This window comes from Bradyrhizobium australiense, assembly GCF_013114825.1.
Lineage (GTDB): Bacteria > Pseudomonadota > Alphaproteobacteria > Rhizobiales > Xanthobacteraceae > Bradyrhizobium > Bradyrhizobium australiense.
Genome location: NZ_JAAVLX010000007.1, coordinates 683,894 through 702,500, shown reverse-complemented (window position 1 = coordinate 702,500; position 18,607 = coordinate 683,894). Strand labels below are relative to the sequence as shown.

Sequence of the window (18,607 nt, the reverse complement as noted above, 5' to 3'; positions counted from 1 at the left end):
CGAGCGTGTGTTGAGGCCGAACGGCAGAGACGTGCCGAAGGTGAAGGCGGGGTTCTTGCCCCAATAGTAATAAAGCGCGGTGTTGCCCATTTCGACGGTGCCGTTCGAGACGGCGTCGAGCACCTGCAGACCGGGAACGATTTCGCCGGCCGCGAATGCCTGAATCTGGAATTTGTTGTCGGTGATTTCAGCGACGCGCTTGGCGAAATATTCGCAGCCGCCGTACAGTGTATCGAGTGCCTTCGGCCAGCTTGCCGTGTAGCGCCACTTTATTTCTGGATTCGTTTGCGCAATCGCTGGCGCGGCAACCGCACTCGCGGCGAGACCGACGCCGCCCACTTTCAACAAATCGCGACGTTTCATTTGTTTCCCCTCTGTTATCATCAAGACCGACCAAGGGATAACCATCTAACGTCGTCTTCTCTGGTTTGCCGATGACCGGTGCTGGACTGTTGTTTAGGAATGTGGGCCCTGAAACCAAGGCGTTTGGTGATGCAATCAATTTTCCCGGCTTTATGGACCTAAGGGGCAGGATGACGAATTGGTGATTGATAATCAAGCGTTCTGGCGTTCACCGCAGGTGCGAAGACCTGCCTCAATATCGAGCGGCCCAGCCGCTTTCACCGACGAAAGGCTAAGATGACGGGCGACGCGTGGATACGCCACTGATTAATCGACATGCCGCGTTGCGGCATTTTCGTCGCGCAGGCGCCCACGACAGCGCCCGTCATTTGACCTAAACGTGCATGCGCAGCGCAGTGGAATTTCCGGCTGCAGCTCGTTTCCGACACGCGCCGCGTGATCATCGTCTCGTCGAGAATGCCGCTTCCATCGCTTTGCGCGTCTTGATCGTGTCGCTGCCTTCATCGATCTCGACATCGCTCCAGCGCACCACCGCGCCATGAGCCACGTCGTTCTTCAGCTTGACGCGATGAGCCAATCCGATCGGCAGCGCGCCGGCGGCGAGGCTTTTCGACGCGGGCATCAGCTTGCCCCACACCGTGTAGCCGCCTTCGCCATCAAGCATCTCGCCGGCACACAGATCGCGTTTTGCTACCGCCGCAACGTCGCCACGAAAATCATGCGGCTGACCGGTCGGCTCGTTGCGCAGCGCGGCTGACAGGATGGAGATATTCAGCTCGAGCCCGATCAGATGATACGGCTTGTACATCGCCGCATATCTGCCTGAGGCGTCGGTCTTCAGCCCGTATTGCCTGAAGCAATCGGCGGCATAATCGTTCGGTGCTTCCAGCACGACATAGACGCCCCAGCGCAGATCCCTGAATACGGGACGGCCGTCGCGCTCCAGCGAAGACACGACTTCCGCAAGGCCAGCCTTCTCCAGCACGCCGCCCGCCTCACGTGGCCGCATTACATGCGGCAGATCGTCGACGCCGCAAGGTGGAAACAGCAAACCATCCGACGGCACGTCCAGTCCGGTCGCATTGGCGATGGCCGCCATTTCGATCGCGGATTTGGTGCCGTCCAGAAACGAGTTGAACATCTGCGGATTCATGCCGGCCGATTGTGCTTCACCTGCCGTCAGCCCGTAATGCTGCCAGACGCCGTCCGGCGTCACGTCGTGATAGGCGGGGAGATATTTTGTGCCTTTGCCGGCGGCAACCACGCGAAAGCCCGTCGCGCGCGCCCAGTCCACCATTTCCGCAGTGAGCGCCGGCTGGTCGCCATAGGCCAGCGAGTAGACGACGCCTGCTGTCCGCGCTTCCTGCGCCAACAGTGGGCCGGCCAGCACGTCGGCCTCGACATTGACCATCACAACGTGCTTGCCCGCGGTAATTGCCGCGCGGGCATGACGGATGCCGACGGCGGGATTACCGGTGGCTTCCACCACGACGTCAACTGCGCTATCCGCGATCGCTCGCGCGCCGTCGTCGGTGAAGACCGTTCGCGCGATCCGCGCCTGATCCCAGCCGACGGTGTGGCAGGCTTCGCGGGCGCGATCGCGATCGATGTCGATGATGACGGACACTTCGAGTCCCGGCGTATGCGGCACCTGCGACAGGAACATGGAGCCGAATTTTCCGGCGCCGATCAGCGCGACGCGAACCGGCTTGCCGGCCGCAAGGCGGGCGTTGAGGAGGTGGTGAAGGTTCATGGAAGTATCCAGTTATCCGTGTCCCGGACGCGGTGCAGCGTGTAACGCTGCTCCGCAGAGCCGGGACCATGGGAGAGGCGCGGATAGAGTGGGCCCCGGCTCAGCAGCGCAACGTTGCACGTTGCGCTGCTTCAGGGGCACGAGAGCCTTACTCCGCCGCTTGGCGATGGGCTCGCGCGAGCCGCAGCAGCGCGTCATCATCCACCGTCTGGATCGGCGTAAAGTCGCGATGCGCAATATAGTCCGGCCGCGTGGGGGTACGGATGTAGTTCGACACCGCGTTCAGCGTCAGATAGACGACCTTGCGCGGATAGGGCGTGATGTTGCCGCTTGATCCATGCACCAGATTGCCGTGGAACATCAGCATGCCGCCGGCCTTGCCGGTCGGCGCGACGATGCCGCCTTCCTTCACCAGCCGGGTGACAGTCTCCTCATCCAGGGTCCACAGCGGATAGGATGTGGTCTCGAGGTCATGCGACGCCTTGAGGTCGCCGGCGTGCTGGCTCTTCGGCACCAGCATCAAGGGGCCGTTGATCGGCATCACCTCGTCCAGGAAGATCGCGATGTTCATCGCACGCGGCTCCGGCATGCCGTCGTCGCGCTTCCAGGTGCCGTAATCCTGATGCCACTGCCAGACATCACCGGTGAAGGCGGCTTTGGCGTTAATCTTGAATTGATGCATGTAGACCTTCTCGCCGAAGATCTGCTCGACGGGCTCAATCATGCGCGGATGCGCGCCGAGAACGCCGAACGCCTCGTTATAGAGATGTGCGGCAAAGGCGGTGCGCGGGGCGCCGCTCTTCTCGCGCCATACCTCCGGGCGGTTGGCGTCGTAGATGCTGACGGCCTCGCGGGCGAGATAGTCCACTTCCTCCTGGCTGAACAATTCCGGCAGGAATAGCCAGCCTTCGCGGTTGAAGAATTCGATCTGCTGTGGCGTCAGTTTCATGCCGTTTCCTCCTGTTGTTTTTATTGTCATTCCGGGACACGTGCAGCGTGGACCGGAATCTCGAGGTTCCGGGTTCTGGTGCTGACGCACTATCCCGGAATGACGGCGCATCGTTACGCCGCCCTATCGGTTGCCCTCAGTCTCTCCTCGGTCATTCGTCCTGCCATCTGCGCATGCGCCAGCGCCGCGGCTTCCGCTGCCTTGGCTTTGCCGGCGAGAATCTCAGCGGCAATCGTCTCATGCTCTTCCCACGCGCGTTCGCGGTAATCGAGCTCCGCCAGCACGGTCGCCATCGAGCGGCGCATATGCGGCCATTGCGGCGCGATCATTTCTTCGATCGCCGGATTGCCCGCAAGGCGATAGACGGCGCTGTGAAAATCGACGTCGAGGGCGATCAGCCGCGAAAGCGGCGTGTCCTTGCCGATGCTCCGCCCGGCCTGCAGCGCCGCTTCGAGCTGCGCGCGCGCTGAAGTATCGGCCTTCGCCCGCCCTGCCGCGAGCTTTGCCGCCAGCGCGTCAATGGCGCCGCGCACTTCGTAGAGTTGGCGAATGCGTTCGGGATCGAGCCGGGTGACTTCAAAGCCGCGGCGGCCGCTTTCGGCGACGAGCCCCTGCCGATGCAGCAAATGCAGCGCATGCGACACCGGCTGGCGCGATACGCCGAGGTTTTCCGCCAACTCGTTCTGCCGGATGCGATGCCCGGGCGGCAGCGAACGATCGGTGATCGCCTCGAGGATCCGGGCATAGACCTGGTCGATCAGGTTGGGGAGCGGATCTAACGGGATCATGCCGGTGGTCCACTTTGGAATACGGAATTCCGTATTCGGAGGCTAATCCCCGACGCCCGGCCGCGTCAAGGGCTCCGTTCACTTCATCCGAATGCTGCGGCCAAGCTATGCTGCAAAGGACAGCAGCCCCATTGGGAGGTCGTTCATGAGTAACACCTCGGCAGGTTTCGTCGGCGACATTCCGCAGCACTACGATCAGGGCCTTGGGCCGATCATCTTCGTTGATTTCGCCGCCGATATTGCGCAACGTGTTGCGGCCAACCGGCCGGCGCGGGTATTGGAAACGGCAGCCGGCACCGGCATCGTCACACGCAAATTGCGCGATGCATTACCCGCCGATGCGCAACTGACGGCGACCGACCTCAATCCGCCGATGCTCGATCTCGCGCGCGCCAAATTCCGCCTCGGCGAGCAGGTCACCTTCCAGCCCGCTGACGCCGTGGCGCTGCCCTTCGCTGACCGAAGCTTCGACGCCGTCGTCTGCCAGTTCGGAATCATGTTCTATCCGGACAGGCCAAAATCCTTTTCCGAGGCTTATCGCGTTCTCGCCCCCGGCGGCCGCTACGTGTTCAGCGTCTGGGACTCCCATCGCTACAATTCCTTCGGCCGGCTCGCGCATGAGGTCGTCGGCAGTTTCTTCCCTGCCGATCCGCCGCAGTTCTACAACGTGCCGTTCTCCTGCCACCAGATCGATCCGATCAAGGAGCTATTGATCGCCGCCGGGTTCGAAGACCTCGGCATTGCCGTGCTCCGATTGGAGAAAGTCATTCCGGACACCGCGAGTTTCGCGCGGGCGCTGGTCTACGGTAATCCGCTGATAGACCAGATCAGGGCGCGGGGCGGTGTCGATCCGGAACCGATCGTCGACACCATACTGAAAGGGCTTCGTGGTGAGTTCGGCTCCGATCCCGCCCACGTGCTGCTTCAGGTGATCGTCTTTTCCGCCACCAAACGCTGATCGCTTCGCTTATTTGTCGAGCAGCTCCAGATCAAACCCCGAGAGCCGCTCGGCGTCGGCCATCGCTTCGATGCCTGCGATCCTGTCCGCCTTCATGGTCAGCCACACCACGATGCGCGGTTCTCCACCGAGAATGACGGCAATCGCCAATGCACCGTCGACCAGCGCCGGCTTGGCCGATTGCGCGCGTCCCTTGAAAGTCTCGGCCACCGCTGCAGCGCCGCGGATTTCCGCAAGCGAGCCCAGTCGCTGTGCTGCGGAATCGGCGCGGAACACCACGTCGGGATCGAGTAGCGCGAGCAGCCCGTCGAAGTCGCCCTCGCGGGAGGCCTTGAGGAAAGCATCGACGATGTTTTTCTGCCGGCCGAAGTCGGTATCCGGCGGCGGCGTGCCCTGCACCCGGCGGCGGGCGCGGCTGGCCAATTGCCTCGCCGCGGCAGGTGTGCGGCCGACGATCGGCGCGATCTCCTCGAACGGCACGGCGAACATGTCGTGCAGCACGAAGGCAAGCCGTTCGGCCGGCGCCAGGGTTTCGAGCACGACCAGCAGCGCCGCGCCGACGGAATCGGCCATCTCCGCGTCGCGTCCATGCGTATCGTCGGCGACAGGTTCCGGCACATGCGGACCCATCGGCTCCTCGCGCCGCGATTTGCGCGAGCGCAGCATGTCGAGGCAGACGCGGGCGACGACAGTGGTCAGCCAGCCGCCGAGGTTTTCGACTGCGCTGGTATCGGAGCGGCTCAGCCGCAGCCAGGTTTCCTGCACGGCATCATCGACCTCGCTGGTCGAGCCCAGCATGCGGTAGGCCACCGCCCGCAGATGAGCCCGGTTGGCCTCGAATTTTTCAGCCAGAAATCTTTTCTCGTCCATTCGGTCACATTCCCATGTCGCCTTACGTCATGGTGATGACGAACGAAAGCGCGCCGATGTGACAGCAAATCGGCACGTCCGCGTCAAAAACAGAACCAACCATATGGAGTGCACACTGATGCAAGCTCGAATGAATCACCCCGTCATGGTCGTTCCCGATGCCATGAAGGCGCTACAGGCGCTGGGCGAACTGACCAAGAACAGCCTGCCGGAAAAACTGCTCGAACTAGTGCATCTGCGCGCCAGCCAGATCAACGGCTGCAGCGTCTGCGTCGACATGCACCCGAAACTCGCCAGGAAGGCCGGCGAAACCGACGAGCGCCTGTTCGCGGTGGCGGCCTGGCGCGATACGCCCTATTTCACCGAAGCCGAGCGCGCGGCGTTGGCGTTGACGGAAGCGCTGACCCGGCTCAGCGACCGCGCCGATCCGGTATCGGACGAGGTCTGGGGCGAGGCCGACAAGCATTTCGACGAGGCGGAGCTCGCGGCGTTGATTCTGGCGATAGCCAATATCAATGTCTGGAACAGGCTCAACGTCGCCGTGCGTCAGCCTGTGGGCGTCTGGAAGCTGTAGTCAGGGGAGGTAGCTCCAAAACTATGGTCAATTTTAACGCAGCGGGGCCGTGCTTAATTCACCGGCGCGCGCTAAACAACAAGCCCGGCCAGATCGGCCGGGCTTTCGCTCTTGTTGCTATCGTCCCGTTTCCCAACATGTCCCTGGCTTTAGAATATACCTCGATGCTGCGACCGACCATCCGCAAGCGAATCCTGGGCATCGCCATCGGGCTGATCTTTCTGATGGTGATCATCTCGGCGCTGTCGACGGTGATGACGCGAAGAATTGCACATCAGCTCGATGAGCTGACGACAAAATATTTCGAAGCCTATGGGCATCTGGCGCGGATGAACGTCCGCTCGCTGGAGCAGGCGGTGGTGGTTCGCCGGATGGTGTTTATCAAGATACAGACGCCGCCGGATGAGAGGGCCTTTGCAGATCAGCAAACCATCTATGAGACAAAAGGCCGCGAACTTGACCAGGAGGCGCAAGCTGCGCGCGTTCTCATCAATGCCATCATCAACGACCCGACCACCGTCTCCGACGACGCCAAGCTCGGACGGATCGACAATCGAATCGAAACCGTAACTAGCGACCTTCGCCGTTATCTGGACGAAGAGAACAGGCGGATGTGGCCGCAGCTCGAAGCCGGCAACATGCCGGAAGTCCGGGCCAGCCTTGCCCGGACCGATGCGCTCCGCGACGACTTCAATCGCAAGATTGAGGAAATCCGACACGACATGCTGGAGCAGGTCCGCAGCGATGCGGCCGTGACAATGCGGGATCAGCAGCGCGCGATTGTCATCTCTGCGATCGTGACGATGCTTGCGGCCATCCTCGGACTGACGTTCGCGTTCTTTGTCAGCACCGGTATTACTCGCCCGGTGCGGCGGCTGCTGGATGGCACCCGCGCCGTCGAGGCCGGCCGGCTCGACGGATCGATCGACGTCACCACGCGTGACGAAATCGGCCAGCTCACGGCCGCCTTCAACAACATGGTCGAGCAACTGCGCCATAAGGAGCGGCTGCGCGAAACTTTCGGCCGCTACGTCGATCCGCGCGTGGTGGAGGGGTTGATCGCCCGGCAGGGGCCGACCGCCAGCGACGGCGAGCGGCGGGTGATGACCGTGCTGTTCTGCGACATGCAGGGCTTTACCAGCCTCAGCGAGGGCATGACGCCGCAAGGCCTCGTCAAGGTTATGAACCACTATCTGTCGACGATGTCGGGGCCGATCCGCAGTCATCGCGGCATCATCGACAAGTATATCGGCGACGCGATCATGGCCTATTGGGGGCCTCCCTTTACCGAGCATAGCGAGCAGGCGCGGCTGGCCTGCCTCGCTGCCGTCGAGATGGCCGATCGCGGTACGGCGCTGCGCAAAGAGTTGCCCGAATTGCTCGGCATACGCACCGTGCCGAGCGACTGCGACGTTCGCATTGGGGTTGCCAGCGGCGAAGTGCTGGTCGGCAGTATCGGATCGGAATTCATGATGAGCTACACGGTGATGGGTGATGCGGTTAATCTCGCGTCGCGTCTGGAGAATGCCAACAAGATCTATGGCAGCCATTCGCTGGTTTCGCAGCTAACGATCACGGCGGCCGGCGATGCGGTCGAATCCCGCGAGATCGATCGGCTGGTGGTTGCCGGCCAGACCCTTCCCCAGGCGGTGTTCGATATCCTGGGGCGCAAGGGCGAGCTCACCGAGAAGCAATTGGCGCTGCGTGAGCGATATGCCGAAGGGCTCGCCGCCTATCGGGAGCGCCGCTGGGACGATGCACGGCAGGCATTTCATGCGGCGCTGGAGGCGGTTCCCAACGACGGACCGGCCAAGGCGCTGGCCAAGCGCGTCGAGAATTTTCAGGTCACCCCGCCGGCTGCCGATTGGGATGGTGCGTGGCGGCTCGACCAAAAATGAGAAGTCGACGGCGAATCTACACCGTCAGAAATTCCACGACGATGTTGCAAAACGCCTGCGGCGCCTGTTCGAACATCCAGTGACGCGTGCCCGGGATCACCACCGTCCGTGCGCCCGGAATATGCTCGGCCAGCACGCGCCAGATCACCGCCAGCGCGCCCTTGGTGTCGCCGCCGCCGATCAACAGCATCGGAGTCTTGATCGCCTCCGCTTCGCTCTTCAAGAATGGCTGGCGATTCTCGCCGACCTGGCCGAGCAGCGTATGAATGTTGTCGCGCAATTGCTGCCGCGCCGACGCAGGCCACCGCGCCCATGCTCCTTCGCCATCGATGCCGTCGACGAACAGCGCCAGCGCGCCGTCAATGTCGCCGTTTCGCACCATCTCGGCCGCAACCGGAACGCGCGGGCCGAGCGGCACGGGGCCAGGAGGCGGACTGCTCGGCTGCAGCGAAGCCTCGAGATCGCCGCCCGGTTCGGCAAGGATGGCCTTGCGCAACAAATCAGCCCGCGCCTGCGCCACCCGGAATCCAATATGCCCGCCGCGGGAATGGCCGATCAGATCGACCGGTCCGGCATTGAGCTTCTCGATGAAGCCGATGACGTCGGCGACATGCTGCGCCATCAGATAGTCGTCGCCGATACCGTCCCAATGCTCCGGAAAGAATCGCCGCAGGCTCAGCGAGATCACGCGGTGCTGTTTCGAGAGCGGTCCGAGCACTGCATTCCAGGTGCGGAAATCGCCGAGCGTGCCGTGCACGAGAACCAGCGGCGGGCTGTGGTCAGTGGCCCTGCCGACATCGAGATAGGCCATGTCGTAGCCGTTCACGTTCAAGGTTTGCATCGCGATCAATCCTCCGCGAGATACGACAGCACGATCTCGCAATATCTCTGCGGCGCCTGTTCGAACATCGGATGCGTCGTGCCGGGGATCATCTCGACGCGCGATCCCCTTACATTGGCGGCCAAGGCATTGAGCACCTTTGGCAGCGTACCCTTGGTGTTGGCGCCGCCGATGAACAATGTCGGCGTCTTGATCGCCTCAGCATCCGCTTTGGAGAAGGGCGGACGGTGGTCGCGCATCTGGCCGATCAGCGTCGTGGCGTTGTCGCGCAGCAATTGTTTCGGCGTTGCCGGCAAGCGCTTCCAGGCGCCGGGACCTTCCAGGGCATCTATGAAAATCTGCAGGCCGCCGTCGATATCGCCGTTGGTGATCACCTCGGCGGAAGCCGCGATCATTCCGGACAGCGGCGAGGGGCCGGGCTTGTAGGCTGGATCGAGCGTGGCGTCGAGTTCGCCGCCGGGTTCCGCCAGGATCAGCTTGCGCAGCAGGTCGGGCCGGCGCTGCGCGACGCGAAAGCAGATATGCCCGCCGCGGGAATGGCCCATCAGGTCGACCGGCCGGGTGTCCAGCTTTTCGATGAAACCGATGACGTCGTCGACATGCTGCGCGATCGAATAGGTTTCGCCGACGCCGTCCCAATGGTCGGGAAAGAAATGCCGCAACGAAGGGGCGATCACGCGGTGCTTGCGTGTCAGCGGTCCCAGCACCGACGACCAAATCCGGAAGTCGCACAGCGAGCCATGCACGCACACCAGCGGCGGGCCATTGCCGGCGCCTTGGCCGACATCGAGATAGGCCATGTCATAGCCGTTGACGTGAAGGGATTGCATACGAAGCTCGTGGAATTGGCAGCAGGCAAGGGGCCATTGAAGGGCGTCGGCGGGAGCCCCAGATCAGCGGAAGTTGTTCATGCCGTCAAGTTCCCCCGGGATTCGGGTGGATAGCAATAATCTCCAAGCCTAGATTTGAGCCTGAGAGGAAAGCTGGGTGGCGCTGAACAGGAGAATATGGAGCCAGCCATGACCGGGCACCATTTTGCGATATTCGACACGGCGATCGGCCGTTGCGGCATCGTCTGGAGCGAGCGCGGCATCATCTCGGTGCAATTGCCGATGGGCGACGAGAAGAAGACCCGCACCCGCCTGCAGCAGCGCCATGGCGATCTCGTCGAGGCGCCGCCGCCGGCAAACGTGCAGACTGCGATCGACGGGATGGTCGAGCTGCTTGAAGGAAAGCCGAACGACCTCGCTGATGTCGTGCTTGACCTCGACGGCGTTCCCGAATTCAACCGCGGCGTCTACGACATCGCGCGCACGATCCCGCCGGGCAAGACCATGACCTATGGCGACATTGCCAAAAAACTCGGAGGCGTCGAGCTGTCGCGCGACGTCGGCCAGGCGCTGGGTCGAAACCCCTGTCCGATCGTGGTGCCGTGCCACCGCGTGCTGGCGGCGGGCAACAAGCCCGGCGGCTTCTCCGCCAATGGCGGGGTGGTGACGAAGCTGAAGATGCTGGCGATCGAAGGCGCGGCGGTGAACCACACGCCGAGCCTGTTCGATTGAAGGTGCTCACCGGCCCTTGAAATTGGGCGGCCGCTTCTCGTTGAAGGCCAGCACGCCCTCGCGGCGGTCCTCGGTCGGGACCATGCGGTTATAGGCCTCGATCTCCAGCGCGAGGCCGTCCCGCAGCGACAGTTGCAGGCCGCGGTGGATCGACAGTTTTGCCTGGCGGATGGAGATCGGCGCGTTGCGGGCGATCCGTGAGGCGGTCGCCAGCGCCGCCGGCAAAAGTTCAGACAGCGGAAAGACCTCGTTCACGAAACCCCAGTCACGGGCTTCCGCTGCCATAAACGGTTTGCCGGTGAGGATCAGCTCCTTGGCACGGCGCTCGCCGACGGCACGCGGCAGGGTCTGCGTGCCGCCGCCACCCGGCATGATGCCGAGCGTCACCTCGGTCAGCGCGAAGCGGGCGCTTTCCGCGGCGTAGAGGAAATCGCAAGCACCCGCGATCTCGCAGCCGCCGCCGTAGGCCGCACCATTAACGGCGCCGATGATCGGGACGGGGCAGTCGATCAGCGCCCGCACCATCCGCTCGAAAATGACGTGCTGGCGCGTCCATGCCTCGTCGGTCATGCCGCGGCGTTCCTTCAAATCGCCGCCGGCACAGAATGCCTTTTCGCCGGTGCCCGTCAGGACGATGCAGCGCAGGCTCTTCGGATCGAGCGCGACGTCCTCGAAATAGCGCACGAGATCGCGGCCCATTTGCGTATTGAGCGCGTTGGAGACATCCGGCCGGTTGAGGCGGACGATCGTGACATACTCATCGACCGGCTCGATCGACAGCGTCTCGAGAGCGGATGGGTTAGAGCTCATATCGGCTCGCAGGAGAATCCGTCGCCCTTGCGCCGGATCTTGCCGACCGAAGGCGAGGGGAAATGCGCCGTGCAGCACAACGTGTCGGTGTCGCAATAGCGCTCCAGAAAACCGCGCCGAGTAGCTGCCGCCTGCGCCTGATCGACGTCGAATTTCACGGATAATTCCGGATAATGCGTCTGCAGCGGCGAATGCATCAGGTCGCCCGAGAATACGGCCTCATCCTTGCCGCGACCGAAGGTGAAGGCGACATGGCCCGGCGTATGGCCTGGCGTCGGCAGGATGCGGGTGTGATCGCCGATCGCAAAATCGCTGCGGACTATTTTGGCCTGTTTCGCCTCGACGACTGGCAGCACGCTGTCGCCAAACGGCGGCACGGGCGTTTTCGCGTGCGTTTCGGTCCAGTAGTCGAATTCGGTCTTGTCGAACACGTAACGCGCGTTGGGGAAGGTCGGCACCCAGCGGCCATTGTCGAGCCGCGTGTTCCAGCCGACATGATCGACATGCAGATGCGTGCACATGACGTAGTCGATGTCGTCGACGGAAAAGCCGGCGGCGGCAAGACCGCGCATATAGGTGTCGTCGGTCTTCATGTTCCATTTCGGACGCTGCGGCCGCGGCTTGTCGTTGCCGATGCAGCTATCGATCAGGATGGTGTGGTGCGGCGTCTTCACCACATAGGACTGAAAACACAGGATCAGCACGTCCCTGTCGTCGAGCGCGCCGGCCTTTTGCATCCAGGCGCGGTTCTCCGCGAGAACTTCCGGCGTCAGGCCCGGCAGCAGCTCCAGCGCGGGTAGAAAGGTGGTCTCCTGCTCGATAATGCGGTGAATGGTAAGATCGCCGACGGTGAATTTCAGGCTCATGTTCTTTCTCAGCTAAATTAACGCGCGTCGTTACTTGTCCCGAACGGAGGGAACGATGAGATTAGTGAGTATATCGAGCGCAGCATTTCCTTGTCGCGCTCTACCATAGAGCCCGGACGTAGTCATCACCACAAGATCGAGGTCGGGGACGATGAAGATGCGCTGCCCACCGAGGCCCATCGCGGCGATCCATTTCACGTCCTTGTCGCCGGACAGCGTGCGGCCCATCCACCATTGCTGCCCGTAATAGAACAGGCCGCCGAAATAGCCGATCGCCTGAAAGCGCGGCGTGACCGATTGCTCGATCCATTTCGGCGAGACGATCTGCCGGCCGTTCCACGCACCTCTGTTGAGCACGAGTTGGCCTATCTTTGCGGCATCGCGCGGGCGAAGACGAAGGCCGACGGCCGAGGCGATCCGCTCGTTCCTGTATTTCATCCATTCCCAGTCTGAAATGCCTAGCGGTGCAAACAGCGCCTCGCGCGCAAATCCGTCCAGCGACTTGCCCGACACCCGCTCAATGATGTTGCCGAGCAAGTCCGTTCCGCCACCATTGTAGGTCCACGCGGCGTCCGGCGGCGCCGCAATTGGCTTGGACAGGATATAGCGGAACGGATCGGCCTCGCTGCTCAAACGCGGTTCGTCGTTCTGCGGGTCGTTCCAGGCGCGGTTCTCGTCCCACTGAATGCCCGACGACATCGTCAGCAGATGGCGAAGGGTGATGTTGTCCCAACCCGGCGATTTCAGCGTGGCATAATCCGGGAAGAATTTGACGACGGGCTCGTCAGCGCTCTTGATCAGCTCGCGATCGATCGCGATCCCGACCAGCAAAGAGATCACGCTTTTCGAAACAGACCGCATGTCTTGCTTGGTAGTGGCGTCGAAATCGTGCGGTCCGCTGCCCAGTCCCCACGGCTCGTCATAGCCCGGAAAATATTGCTCGAACACCAGAGTGCCGTGCCGGACGATCACCACGGCATGAACGTTGGCATTAGTGGCCACGAGCCGCGCGGCGATGCCGCACAGGCGCGGGCTCTCGAGGCCGACACTTTCCGGCGTTGCGGTCGGCCAGCCGTCGCCAATCGCGGCCGGACTTCCGCAGGCGAGATTGCGCTGGCCGGTGGAGAATTCCTGTAGCTGGGCAGATGCGCCGGATGCGGCGAGCATGAAAACGGCAGCGAAGCCGAGGTGCCGCAATTCTTTGCCAACCTCGCGCATGCTGCCGTCTCCGTTGTTTGGTTACGCCGGCGGCGGGACCGAGATTTTTACCGAGGGCCGTTCCAACATCTTCTGATGGAAGGCGTCGAGCTTCGGATGGGCCTTGCGCCAACCGCAATCGGCAAAGCGGAAATCGGCATAGCCGAGGACGCAAACAAGGCCAATCTGCGCGATGTTGAACGGCCCCGACAGCACGTCGGGCCTGTTCTCGAACCGCGCCATGCCGGCCCAAGCCCTGTTCCAGTGGTCATCGTGCCAGGCATTCCAGCGCAGCCCTTCCGGCCGCACCATCTTTTCGTAGCGGCACAGCAGCATGGAATCGAGCATGCCCTGCAGCAAGGAATGGTCGCTCTTCACCTTCCACCGCTCGGGGCCGGATGCGGGGATCAGTTTTCCGCCGCCGGCGAGCTCGTCGAGATATTCGACGATGACATAGGAATCGAGAATGACGTCGCCATTGTCGAGGATCAGCACCGGCAGTTTCTTCAGCGGCGTGATCTTCGAATACTCTTCATTGGGTTGACCCGGAGCAACCGTCGCCGGCGTAAGCTCGATTCCGTCGATCAGGCCGGTCTCTATGGCGGCGATGCGGACTTTTCGGGCGAACGGCGAGGCGGGAGAGAAGGTGAGTTTCATGGAAAGAAGCCCTTACGCAATGGAACTGGATCCTCCGTCCTTGCGAGCGAAGCGAAGCAATCCATTGTCTCCGAACGTGCGGAAAGATGGATTGCTTCGTCGCTATCGCTCCTCGCAATGACGGCGGTGAGTACGGGCGCCAGCCTCACGCCGCGATGATTTCCTGGCGCTGCTCGCCAAGGCCTTCGATGCCGAGGGTGACGACGTCTCCGACATTGAGATACTGCGGCGGCTTCATGCCGGTGCCGACGCCGGGCGGCGTGCCGGTCGTGACGATATCGCCAGGCAACAGCGTCATGAACTGCGAGACATAGGAAATGCACTTCGCCATCGAGAAGATCATGGTCGAGGTCGATCCGGTCTGGCAGCGCTTGCCGTTGACGTCGAGCCACATCGACAGCTTCTGCACGTCAGGAATTTCGTCCTTGGTGACCAGCCAGGGGCCGACGGGGCCGAACGTGTCGTGCGATTTGCCCTTGGTCCACTGACCGAGCCGCTCGATCTGGAAGTTGCGCTCGGAGACGTCATTGCAGATGCAGTAGCCGGCGACATGATTGAGCGCGTCGGCTTCCGAGACGTATTTGGCGCGGGTGCCGATGATAGCCGCGATTTCGACTTCCCAGTCGAGCTTGGTCGAGCCGCGCGGCTTTTCGACCGGATCGCTCGGGCCAGAGAGCGCGGTGTTGGCCTTCAGGAAGAAGATCGGTTCCGAGGGGATGGGGTTGCCGGTCTCCTTGGCATGGTCGCTGTAGTTCAACCCGATCGCGACGAATTTGGAGATGCCGGTGACCGGCGCGCCCAAGCGCTGCTTGCCGTCGACAGCGGGAAGCTTGGAGGTATCCAGCGCCGCCAGCTTGGCCAGCGAGGCCGGCGCGTAGGCGTCCCCATCGAGATCCCTGACATGGGCGGAAAGGTCGCGCAACTGGCCGGATTTATCGATCAGGCCGGGCTTTTCCGCACCCTTGGCGCCGTAACGAACAAGCTTCATTTTATCGCTCCCTGCAGGGTTTTCTTGAGGATTTCGGGGGAATTCCGTAGACTTCAGACGCTTCTTGGAACAGCGGCGCAGGAAATTCAACTGCGGACTGGGGCTGCTCGCCACATACCACCCCCTCATCCCGAGGAGGCTGCATCGCGGGCCGTCTCGAGGGATGGGCCGCGGGCCTCATGGTGCGAGACGGCGCAAGCGAGCCTCCTTACCATGTGGGGAGAGAGGGTGCTCCTGTCACACCACCGCAATGAACCTGAACGCGTCCCTATCGTGCTGGATGCGACCGGCACTGAAGTGCCCGCCGATCACCAGCGTGGGCGTATCGGCGAAGCGCGAAAACAGTTCGCGTCGGGTTTCGGCCGCCTGCCGGGGATCGGAATCGGCGGTCGATGACCAGTCGAGATGGCCCATCTGGCAAGGATGGTGGGCGACGTCTCCCGTCAGCAGGGCTTCCACGCCGTCGGACCTGATATGGATGCTCATATGGCCGGGGCTGTGGCCGGGCGTCGGCATCAGCGTGATCTCATCGGTAAGCCTGGCGTCGCTGGCGACCAGATCGGCCTTATCGGCATCGGCGATCGGCTTCACGGAATCGCTGAATACCGCGAGCTTGTCCGGCGCATCGCTGTGGTCGCGCCAGTGCTCGTATTCGCCTCTGCCGAACACATATCGGGCATTGGCGAAGGTCGGCACCCATTTGCCGTCGACGAGTTTGGTGTTCCAGCCGACATGGTCGACATGCAGGTGTGTACACAACACCGTGTCGATGCTGTCGGGTGGGAATCCTGCCGCCGTCAGCCTGTCCAGGAACGGATCATTGCGGTTGTTCCAGGTCGGCACGTTGCGGCCCTGCTTGTCGTTACCGAGCCCGGTATCGACGATGATCCGGCGGGTGGGCGTCTCGACCAGCAACGAATGGATCGACATTTTCAGCCGGCCTTCCTCGGTTGCAAACTGCGGGATCAGCCAAGGCAGTTTCTTGTTCTCCTCGTTGGTCGCGAGCGGCAGGATGAAACGGGTGCTGCCGACAGTCTCCATTTCGACCACCCTCGTGATCCTGACCCTCCCCACGTTCCAGTGCATCCGGCGAGTCCTCTCGTTTCTGATTGTTCGGGCAAGGATGCGGCTTTCCATCTTCCGGTGCAATGGATCATCCGACGGCGTTCGGCGTTATCGCATAGCCCGTATGAGGAACATGCGATGCCAGAACTCACGATTTCGCCCGAAAAGGTCGGCTTTCTGATTGAGAAAGCCCGGCAATTCGACGTGAAGGAGGCTACCTCCGATCCGGATTCCGGGTCGAACGCCGTCGATGACGACATGGTCGATGTGCTGCAGGACAATGGGCAGGATCCGGTCATCAGCGAGATCACCGGCTTCATCAATGCGCTCTCCGAAGACGAACGGATCGATCTGGTTGCGCTGATGCGGCTTGGCCGTGGCGACGCCGCACTCGAAGAATGGGAAGACTTGCGCAAGGAAGCCGCTGGCCAGCGGCACCGTCACACGGCGCGCTATCTGCTCGGCCAGCCGATGCTGGGGGATTTTCTGGCGCAAGGTCTCGATGAGTTCGGCCTTACATGGGGTGAGGAGCGAACGACGGCGGACTCCTCTGGTGTCAGCCAGCGGGAAGAAGACGAGCGCAATCGACGATAACGGTGCCCAGCTTGTCGCCTTTCTCCACCGCCAGATGCGCGTGCGCCGTGTCGGCTAGCGCGAACTGCGCAGCGACATTGTGGATGCGCGGGCCCGCCGCCAGCCATTTCGTGATGTCCGCTTGCGCTGCCGCGAGCAGCGGCGGCGGCAGCGCAAACAGCGCGAGCGCACGCAACGAGATGCATTTTTCCATCAGCTCACGCATTGGTACGACCGGCGTGCGGTTGCCATTGCTGGCGTAGACCGCAATCGTCGAATTGGTGCCCATCAGCTTCAGCGTGGTCTCGATATTGCCGCCGAAATCGACGTCGACGACGCGGTCGACGCCGCGCTGTCCGGTAAACGCCATCGCCTTCGCGACGACATCATCCGTCTTGTAGTTGACGACGAGGTCGGCGCCGGCGAGACGTGCCTGCTCGGCCTTGGCCGCCGAACTGACGGTCGCAATCACTCGCGCACCGCCCCATTTGGCGAGCTGCACGGCATAGTGCCCGACCGCGCCGGCGCCGCCGGTGACGAGCACGGTCTGTCCCGCGATCGCCCCGTCGCAATAGAGGCAGCACCACGCCGTCATGCCGGGAATGCCGAGCGTAGCGCCTTCGGCAAACGACAGACTGTCCGGCAGCGGCGTCACCAGATGTTCGGCGAGCGAAATATATTCAGCCGCGGTGCCGAACGCGCGGCCATTGCGCTGGCCGTTGAACAGCCAGACCCGCTGGCCGATCTTGAACCGCGTGACGCCGTCGCCGAGCTGGTCGATGATCCCAGCGCCGTCGCTATTCGGAATGACGCGCGGATATTCCATCGGCCGATAGCCGCCGCCGCGGCGGCCGACATCGGCCGGATTGACGCCGGACGCCTCCAACCGCACCCGAACTTCGCCCGGGCCGGCGACCGGCGTCGGCATCTCGCCATAGGACAGCACCTCGGATGCCGGGCCCGTTCGCTCGTACCAGACCGCTCTCACAGAGTGCCCGGAAATGCGCCGCCGTCCAGCAGGATATTTTGGCCGGTGATGAAGCCGGCCTTGGCGCCGCACAGGAAGGCGCAGGCATAGCCGAACTCGTCGGGATCGCCGAACCGCCCGGCTGGATTTTGCTTGGCGCGCTCGGCAAACACCTGGTCCGGCGTGATGCCGCGCTTCTCGGCTTCCGCTTTCCCCACACCGCGCAGGCGGTCGGTGTCGAAGGGACCCGGCAGCAGCGCATTAATGGTGACGTTACTGATCACGGTCTTGCGCGACAGTCCCGCGATGAAGCCGGTGAGTCCGGCGCGCGCGCCGTTGGAAAGCCCCAATATGTCGATCGGCGCCTTCACCGCGGCCGAGGTGATGTTGACGATGCGGCCGAATTTCCGTGCCATCATGCCGTCCACCGTCGCCTTGATCAGTTCGATCGGCGTCAGCATGTTGGCGTCGATCGCCTTGATCCAGTCGTCGCGGGTCCAGTTGCGGAAATCGCCGGGCGGCGGGCCGCCGGCATTGTTGATCAGGATGTCCGGTTCGGGGCAGGCCTTCAGCACGGCTTCGCGGCCGGCGGGCGTCGTGATGTCGCCGACAATCTCGGTTACCGTGACGCCGGGACTGGCCTTGCGGATATCGTCGGCCGCCTTTTTCAGCGCCTCCGCACCGCGCGCAGTGAGCGTGACATGCACGCCCTCATTGGCCAGCGCCATGGCGCAGGCGCGCCCCAGGCCCTTGCTCGATGCGCAGACGATAGCACGGCGGCCTTTGATCCCAAGATCCACTTTTTCTCTCCCGTTATGTCAGGTGATGTTCTTGTAGTCCGATGCGGCCACTCTAGCCAAGTCGGATGCTGCTGATAAGCCGCCGAGGCGTGCGGATATTGCATATTGCGATCCCGGAAATCGGCTCT

20 protein-coding genes (1 of these 20 only partly in view) are annotated in these 18,607 nt (G+C 62.7%); 5 read left to right on the top strand and 15 right to left on the bottom strand.

Annotated features, from left to right (window positions below; genetic code table 11):
• The 4 genes from HCN58_RS23935 to HCN58_RS23920 form a co-directional block, all read right to left on the bottom strand.
• On the bottom strand, nucleotides 1-363 hold the 5' end (the start) of the coding sequence (locus tag HCN58_RS23935; RefSeq protein WP_171581813.1) for a TRAP transporter substrate-binding protein. 726 nt of this gene lie to the left of the window's left edge; the window shows 363 of its 1,089 coding nt (coding positions 1-363); its start codon is at nucleotides 361-363; its stop codon lies off the left edge, out of view.
• 439 nt (nucleotides 364-802) lie between these two features.
• Nucleotides 803-2,116 carry an NAD(P)H-dependent oxidoreductase gene (locus HCN58_RS23930; RefSeq protein WP_171581812.1) on the bottom strand — a complete coding sequence of 438 codons (1,314 nt, stop codon included), beginning with the start codon at nucleotides 2,114-2,116 and terminating at the stop codon, nucleotides 803-805.
• A 148-nt stretch (nucleotides 2,117-2,264) separates the two neighbouring features.
• Nucleotides 2,265-3,065 carry a phytanoyl-CoA dioxygenase family protein gene (locus HCN58_RS23925; RefSeq protein ID WP_171581811.1) on the bottom strand — a complete coding sequence of 267 codons (801 nt, stop codon included), beginning with the start codon at nucleotides 3,063-3,065 and terminating at the stop codon, nucleotides 2,265-2,267.
• Nucleotides 3,066-3,178: 113 nt separating this feature from the next.
• Nucleotides 3,179-3,853, bottom strand: a complete 675-nt coding sequence (locus tag HCN58_RS23920; protein WP_171581810.1) for a GntR family transcriptional regulator — start codon at nucleotides 3,851-3,853, stop codon at nucleotides 3,179-3,181.
• A gap of 145 nt (nucleotides 3,854-3,998) precedes the next feature.
• On the opposite strand from HCN58_RS23920, the gene HCN58_RS23915 reads away from it, so the two are divergent.
• On the top strand, nucleotides 3,999-4,811 hold the full coding sequence (locus tag HCN58_RS23915; RefSeq protein ID WP_171581809.1) for a class I SAM-dependent methyltransferase: 813 nt from the start codon (nucleotides 3,999-4,001) through the stop codon (nucleotides 4,809-4,811).
• 9 nt (nucleotides 4,812-4,820) lie between these two features.
• Here HCN58_RS23915 and HCN58_RS23910 read toward each other — a convergent pair whose 3' ends face one another.
• Nucleotides 4,821-5,681: a sigma-70 family RNA polymerase sigma factor gene (locus tag HCN58_RS23910; RefSeq protein WP_171581808.1), complete on the bottom strand. Its 861-nt coding sequence runs from the start codon at nucleotides 5,679-5,681 to the stop codon at nucleotides 4,821-4,823.
• Nucleotides 5,682-5,799: 118 nt separating this feature from the next.
• Between HCN58_RS23910 and HCN58_RS23905 the strand changes: the two genes are divergently transcribed.
• Both HCN58_RS23905 and HCN58_RS23900 read left to right on the top strand, forming a co-directional pair.
• Nucleotides 5,800-6,255 (top strand): carboxymuconolactone decarboxylase family protein, encoded by a 456-nt coding sequence (locus HCN58_RS23905; RefSeq protein WP_171581807.1) that lies wholly within the window; start codon nucleotides 5,800-5,802, stop codon nucleotides 6,253-6,255.
• 164 nt (nucleotides 6,256-6,419) lie between these two features.
• Nucleotides 6,420-8,153, top strand: a complete 1,734-nt coding sequence (locus HCN58_RS23900) for an adenylate/guanylate cyclase domain-containing protein (RefSeq protein ID WP_171581806.1) — start codon at nucleotides 6,420-6,422, stop codon at nucleotides 8,151-8,153.
• 16 nt (nucleotides 8,154-8,169) lie between these two features.
• On the opposite strand, the gene HCN58_RS23895 is transcribed toward HCN58_RS23900, so the two are convergent.
• Nucleotides 8,170-8,994, bottom strand: a complete 825-nt coding sequence (locus tag HCN58_RS23895; RefSeq protein ID WP_171581805.1) for an alpha/beta fold hydrolase — start codon at nucleotides 8,992-8,994, stop codon at nucleotides 8,170-8,172.
• A 5-nt stretch (nucleotides 8,995-8,999) separates the two neighbouring features.
• Nucleotides 9,000-9,824, bottom strand: coding sequence for an alpha/beta fold hydrolase (locus tag HCN58_RS23890; RefSeq protein ID WP_171581804.1), 825 nt, complete (start codon nucleotides 9,822-9,824; stop codon nucleotides 9,000-9,002).
• Nucleotides 9,825-10,013: 189 nt separating this feature from the next.
• On the opposite strand from HCN58_RS23890, the gene HCN58_RS23885 reads away from it, so the two are divergent.
• Nucleotides 10,014-10,556 (top strand): methylated-DNA--[protein]-cysteine S-methyltransferase, encoded by a 543-nt coding sequence (locus HCN58_RS23885; RefSeq protein ID WP_171581803.1) that lies wholly within the window; start codon nucleotides 10,014-10,016, stop codon nucleotides 10,554-10,556.
• Between the two features lie 6 nt (nucleotides 10,557-10,562).
• Here the strand turns inward: HCN58_RS23885 and HCN58_RS23880 are convergent, their stop codons facing one another.
• The 6 genes from HCN58_RS23880 to HCN58_RS23855 all read right to left on the bottom strand — a co-directional run bounded on the left by HCN58_RS23880 (nucleotide 10,563) and on the right by HCN58_RS23855 (nucleotide 16,160).
• The gene (locus HCN58_RS23880) at nucleotides 10,563-11,366 is read right to left on the bottom strand and encodes an enoyl-CoA hydratase/isomerase family protein (protein ID WP_171581802.1); all 804 of its coding nucleotides are present in this window, start codon (nucleotides 11,364-11,366) and stop codon (nucleotides 10,563-10,565) included.
• Nucleotides 11,363-12,232, bottom strand: coding sequence for an MBL fold metallo-hydrolase (locus tag HCN58_RS23875; RefSeq protein ID WP_171581801.1), 870 nt, complete (start codon nucleotides 12,230-12,232; stop codon nucleotides 11,363-11,365). Before HCN58_RS23875 ends, HCN58_RS23880 begins: the two co-directional genes overlap by 4 nt.
• Before the next feature lie 30 nt (nucleotides 12,233-12,262).
• Complete coding sequence (locus HCN58_RS23870) at nucleotides 12,263-13,450, bottom strand: serine hydrolase domain-containing protein (protein ID WP_171581800.1); 1,188 nt, start codon at nucleotides 13,448-13,450, stop codon at nucleotides 12,263-12,265.
• A 21-nt stretch (nucleotides 13,451-13,471) separates the two neighbouring features.
• Entirely contained in the window at nucleotides 13,472-14,086 is a 615-nt protein-coding gene (locus HCN58_RS23865; RefSeq protein ID WP_171581799.1) for a glutathione S-transferase family protein, read from the bottom strand.
• 145 nt (nucleotides 14,087-14,231) lie between these two features.
• Nucleotides 14,232-15,074: a fumarylacetoacetate hydrolase family protein gene (locus tag HCN58_RS23860; RefSeq protein WP_171581798.1), complete on the bottom strand. Its 843-nt coding sequence runs from the start codon at nucleotides 15,072-15,074 to the stop codon at nucleotides 14,232-14,234.
• 237 nt (nucleotides 15,075-15,311) lie between these two features.
• Nucleotides 15,312-16,160 carry an MBL fold metallo-hydrolase gene (locus HCN58_RS23855; protein WP_171581797.1) on the bottom strand — a complete coding sequence of 283 codons (849 nt, stop codon included), beginning with the start codon at nucleotides 16,158-16,160 and terminating at the stop codon, nucleotides 15,312-15,314.
• Between the two features lie 117 nt (nucleotides 16,161-16,277).
• Here HCN58_RS23855 and HCN58_RS23850 point away from each other — a divergent pair, with 117 nt between their 5' ends.
• Nucleotides 16,278-16,733, top strand: a complete 456-nt coding sequence (locus tag HCN58_RS23850) for a DUF3775 domain-containing protein (protein ID WP_171581796.1) — start codon at nucleotides 16,278-16,280, stop codon at nucleotides 16,731-16,733.
• On the opposite strand, the gene HCN58_RS23845 is transcribed toward HCN58_RS23850, so the two are convergent.
• Nucleotides 16,696-17,700: an NADPH:quinone reductase gene (locus HCN58_RS23845; RefSeq protein ID WP_171581795.1), complete on the bottom strand. Its 1,005-nt coding sequence runs from the start codon at nucleotides 17,698-17,700 to the stop codon at nucleotides 16,696-16,698. The genes HCN58_RS23850 and HCN58_RS23845 overlap by 38 nt on opposite strands.
• The gene (locus tag HCN58_RS23840; protein WP_171581794.1) at nucleotides 17,697-18,479 is read right to left on the bottom strand and encodes an SDR family oxidoreductase; all 783 of its coding nucleotides are present in this window, start codon (nucleotides 18,477-18,479) and stop codon (nucleotides 17,697-17,699) included. The genes HCN58_RS23845 and HCN58_RS23840 overlap by 4 nt, the downstream gene beginning before the upstream one ends.
• Between the last annotated feature and the right edge of the window lie 128 nt (nucleotides 18,480-18,607).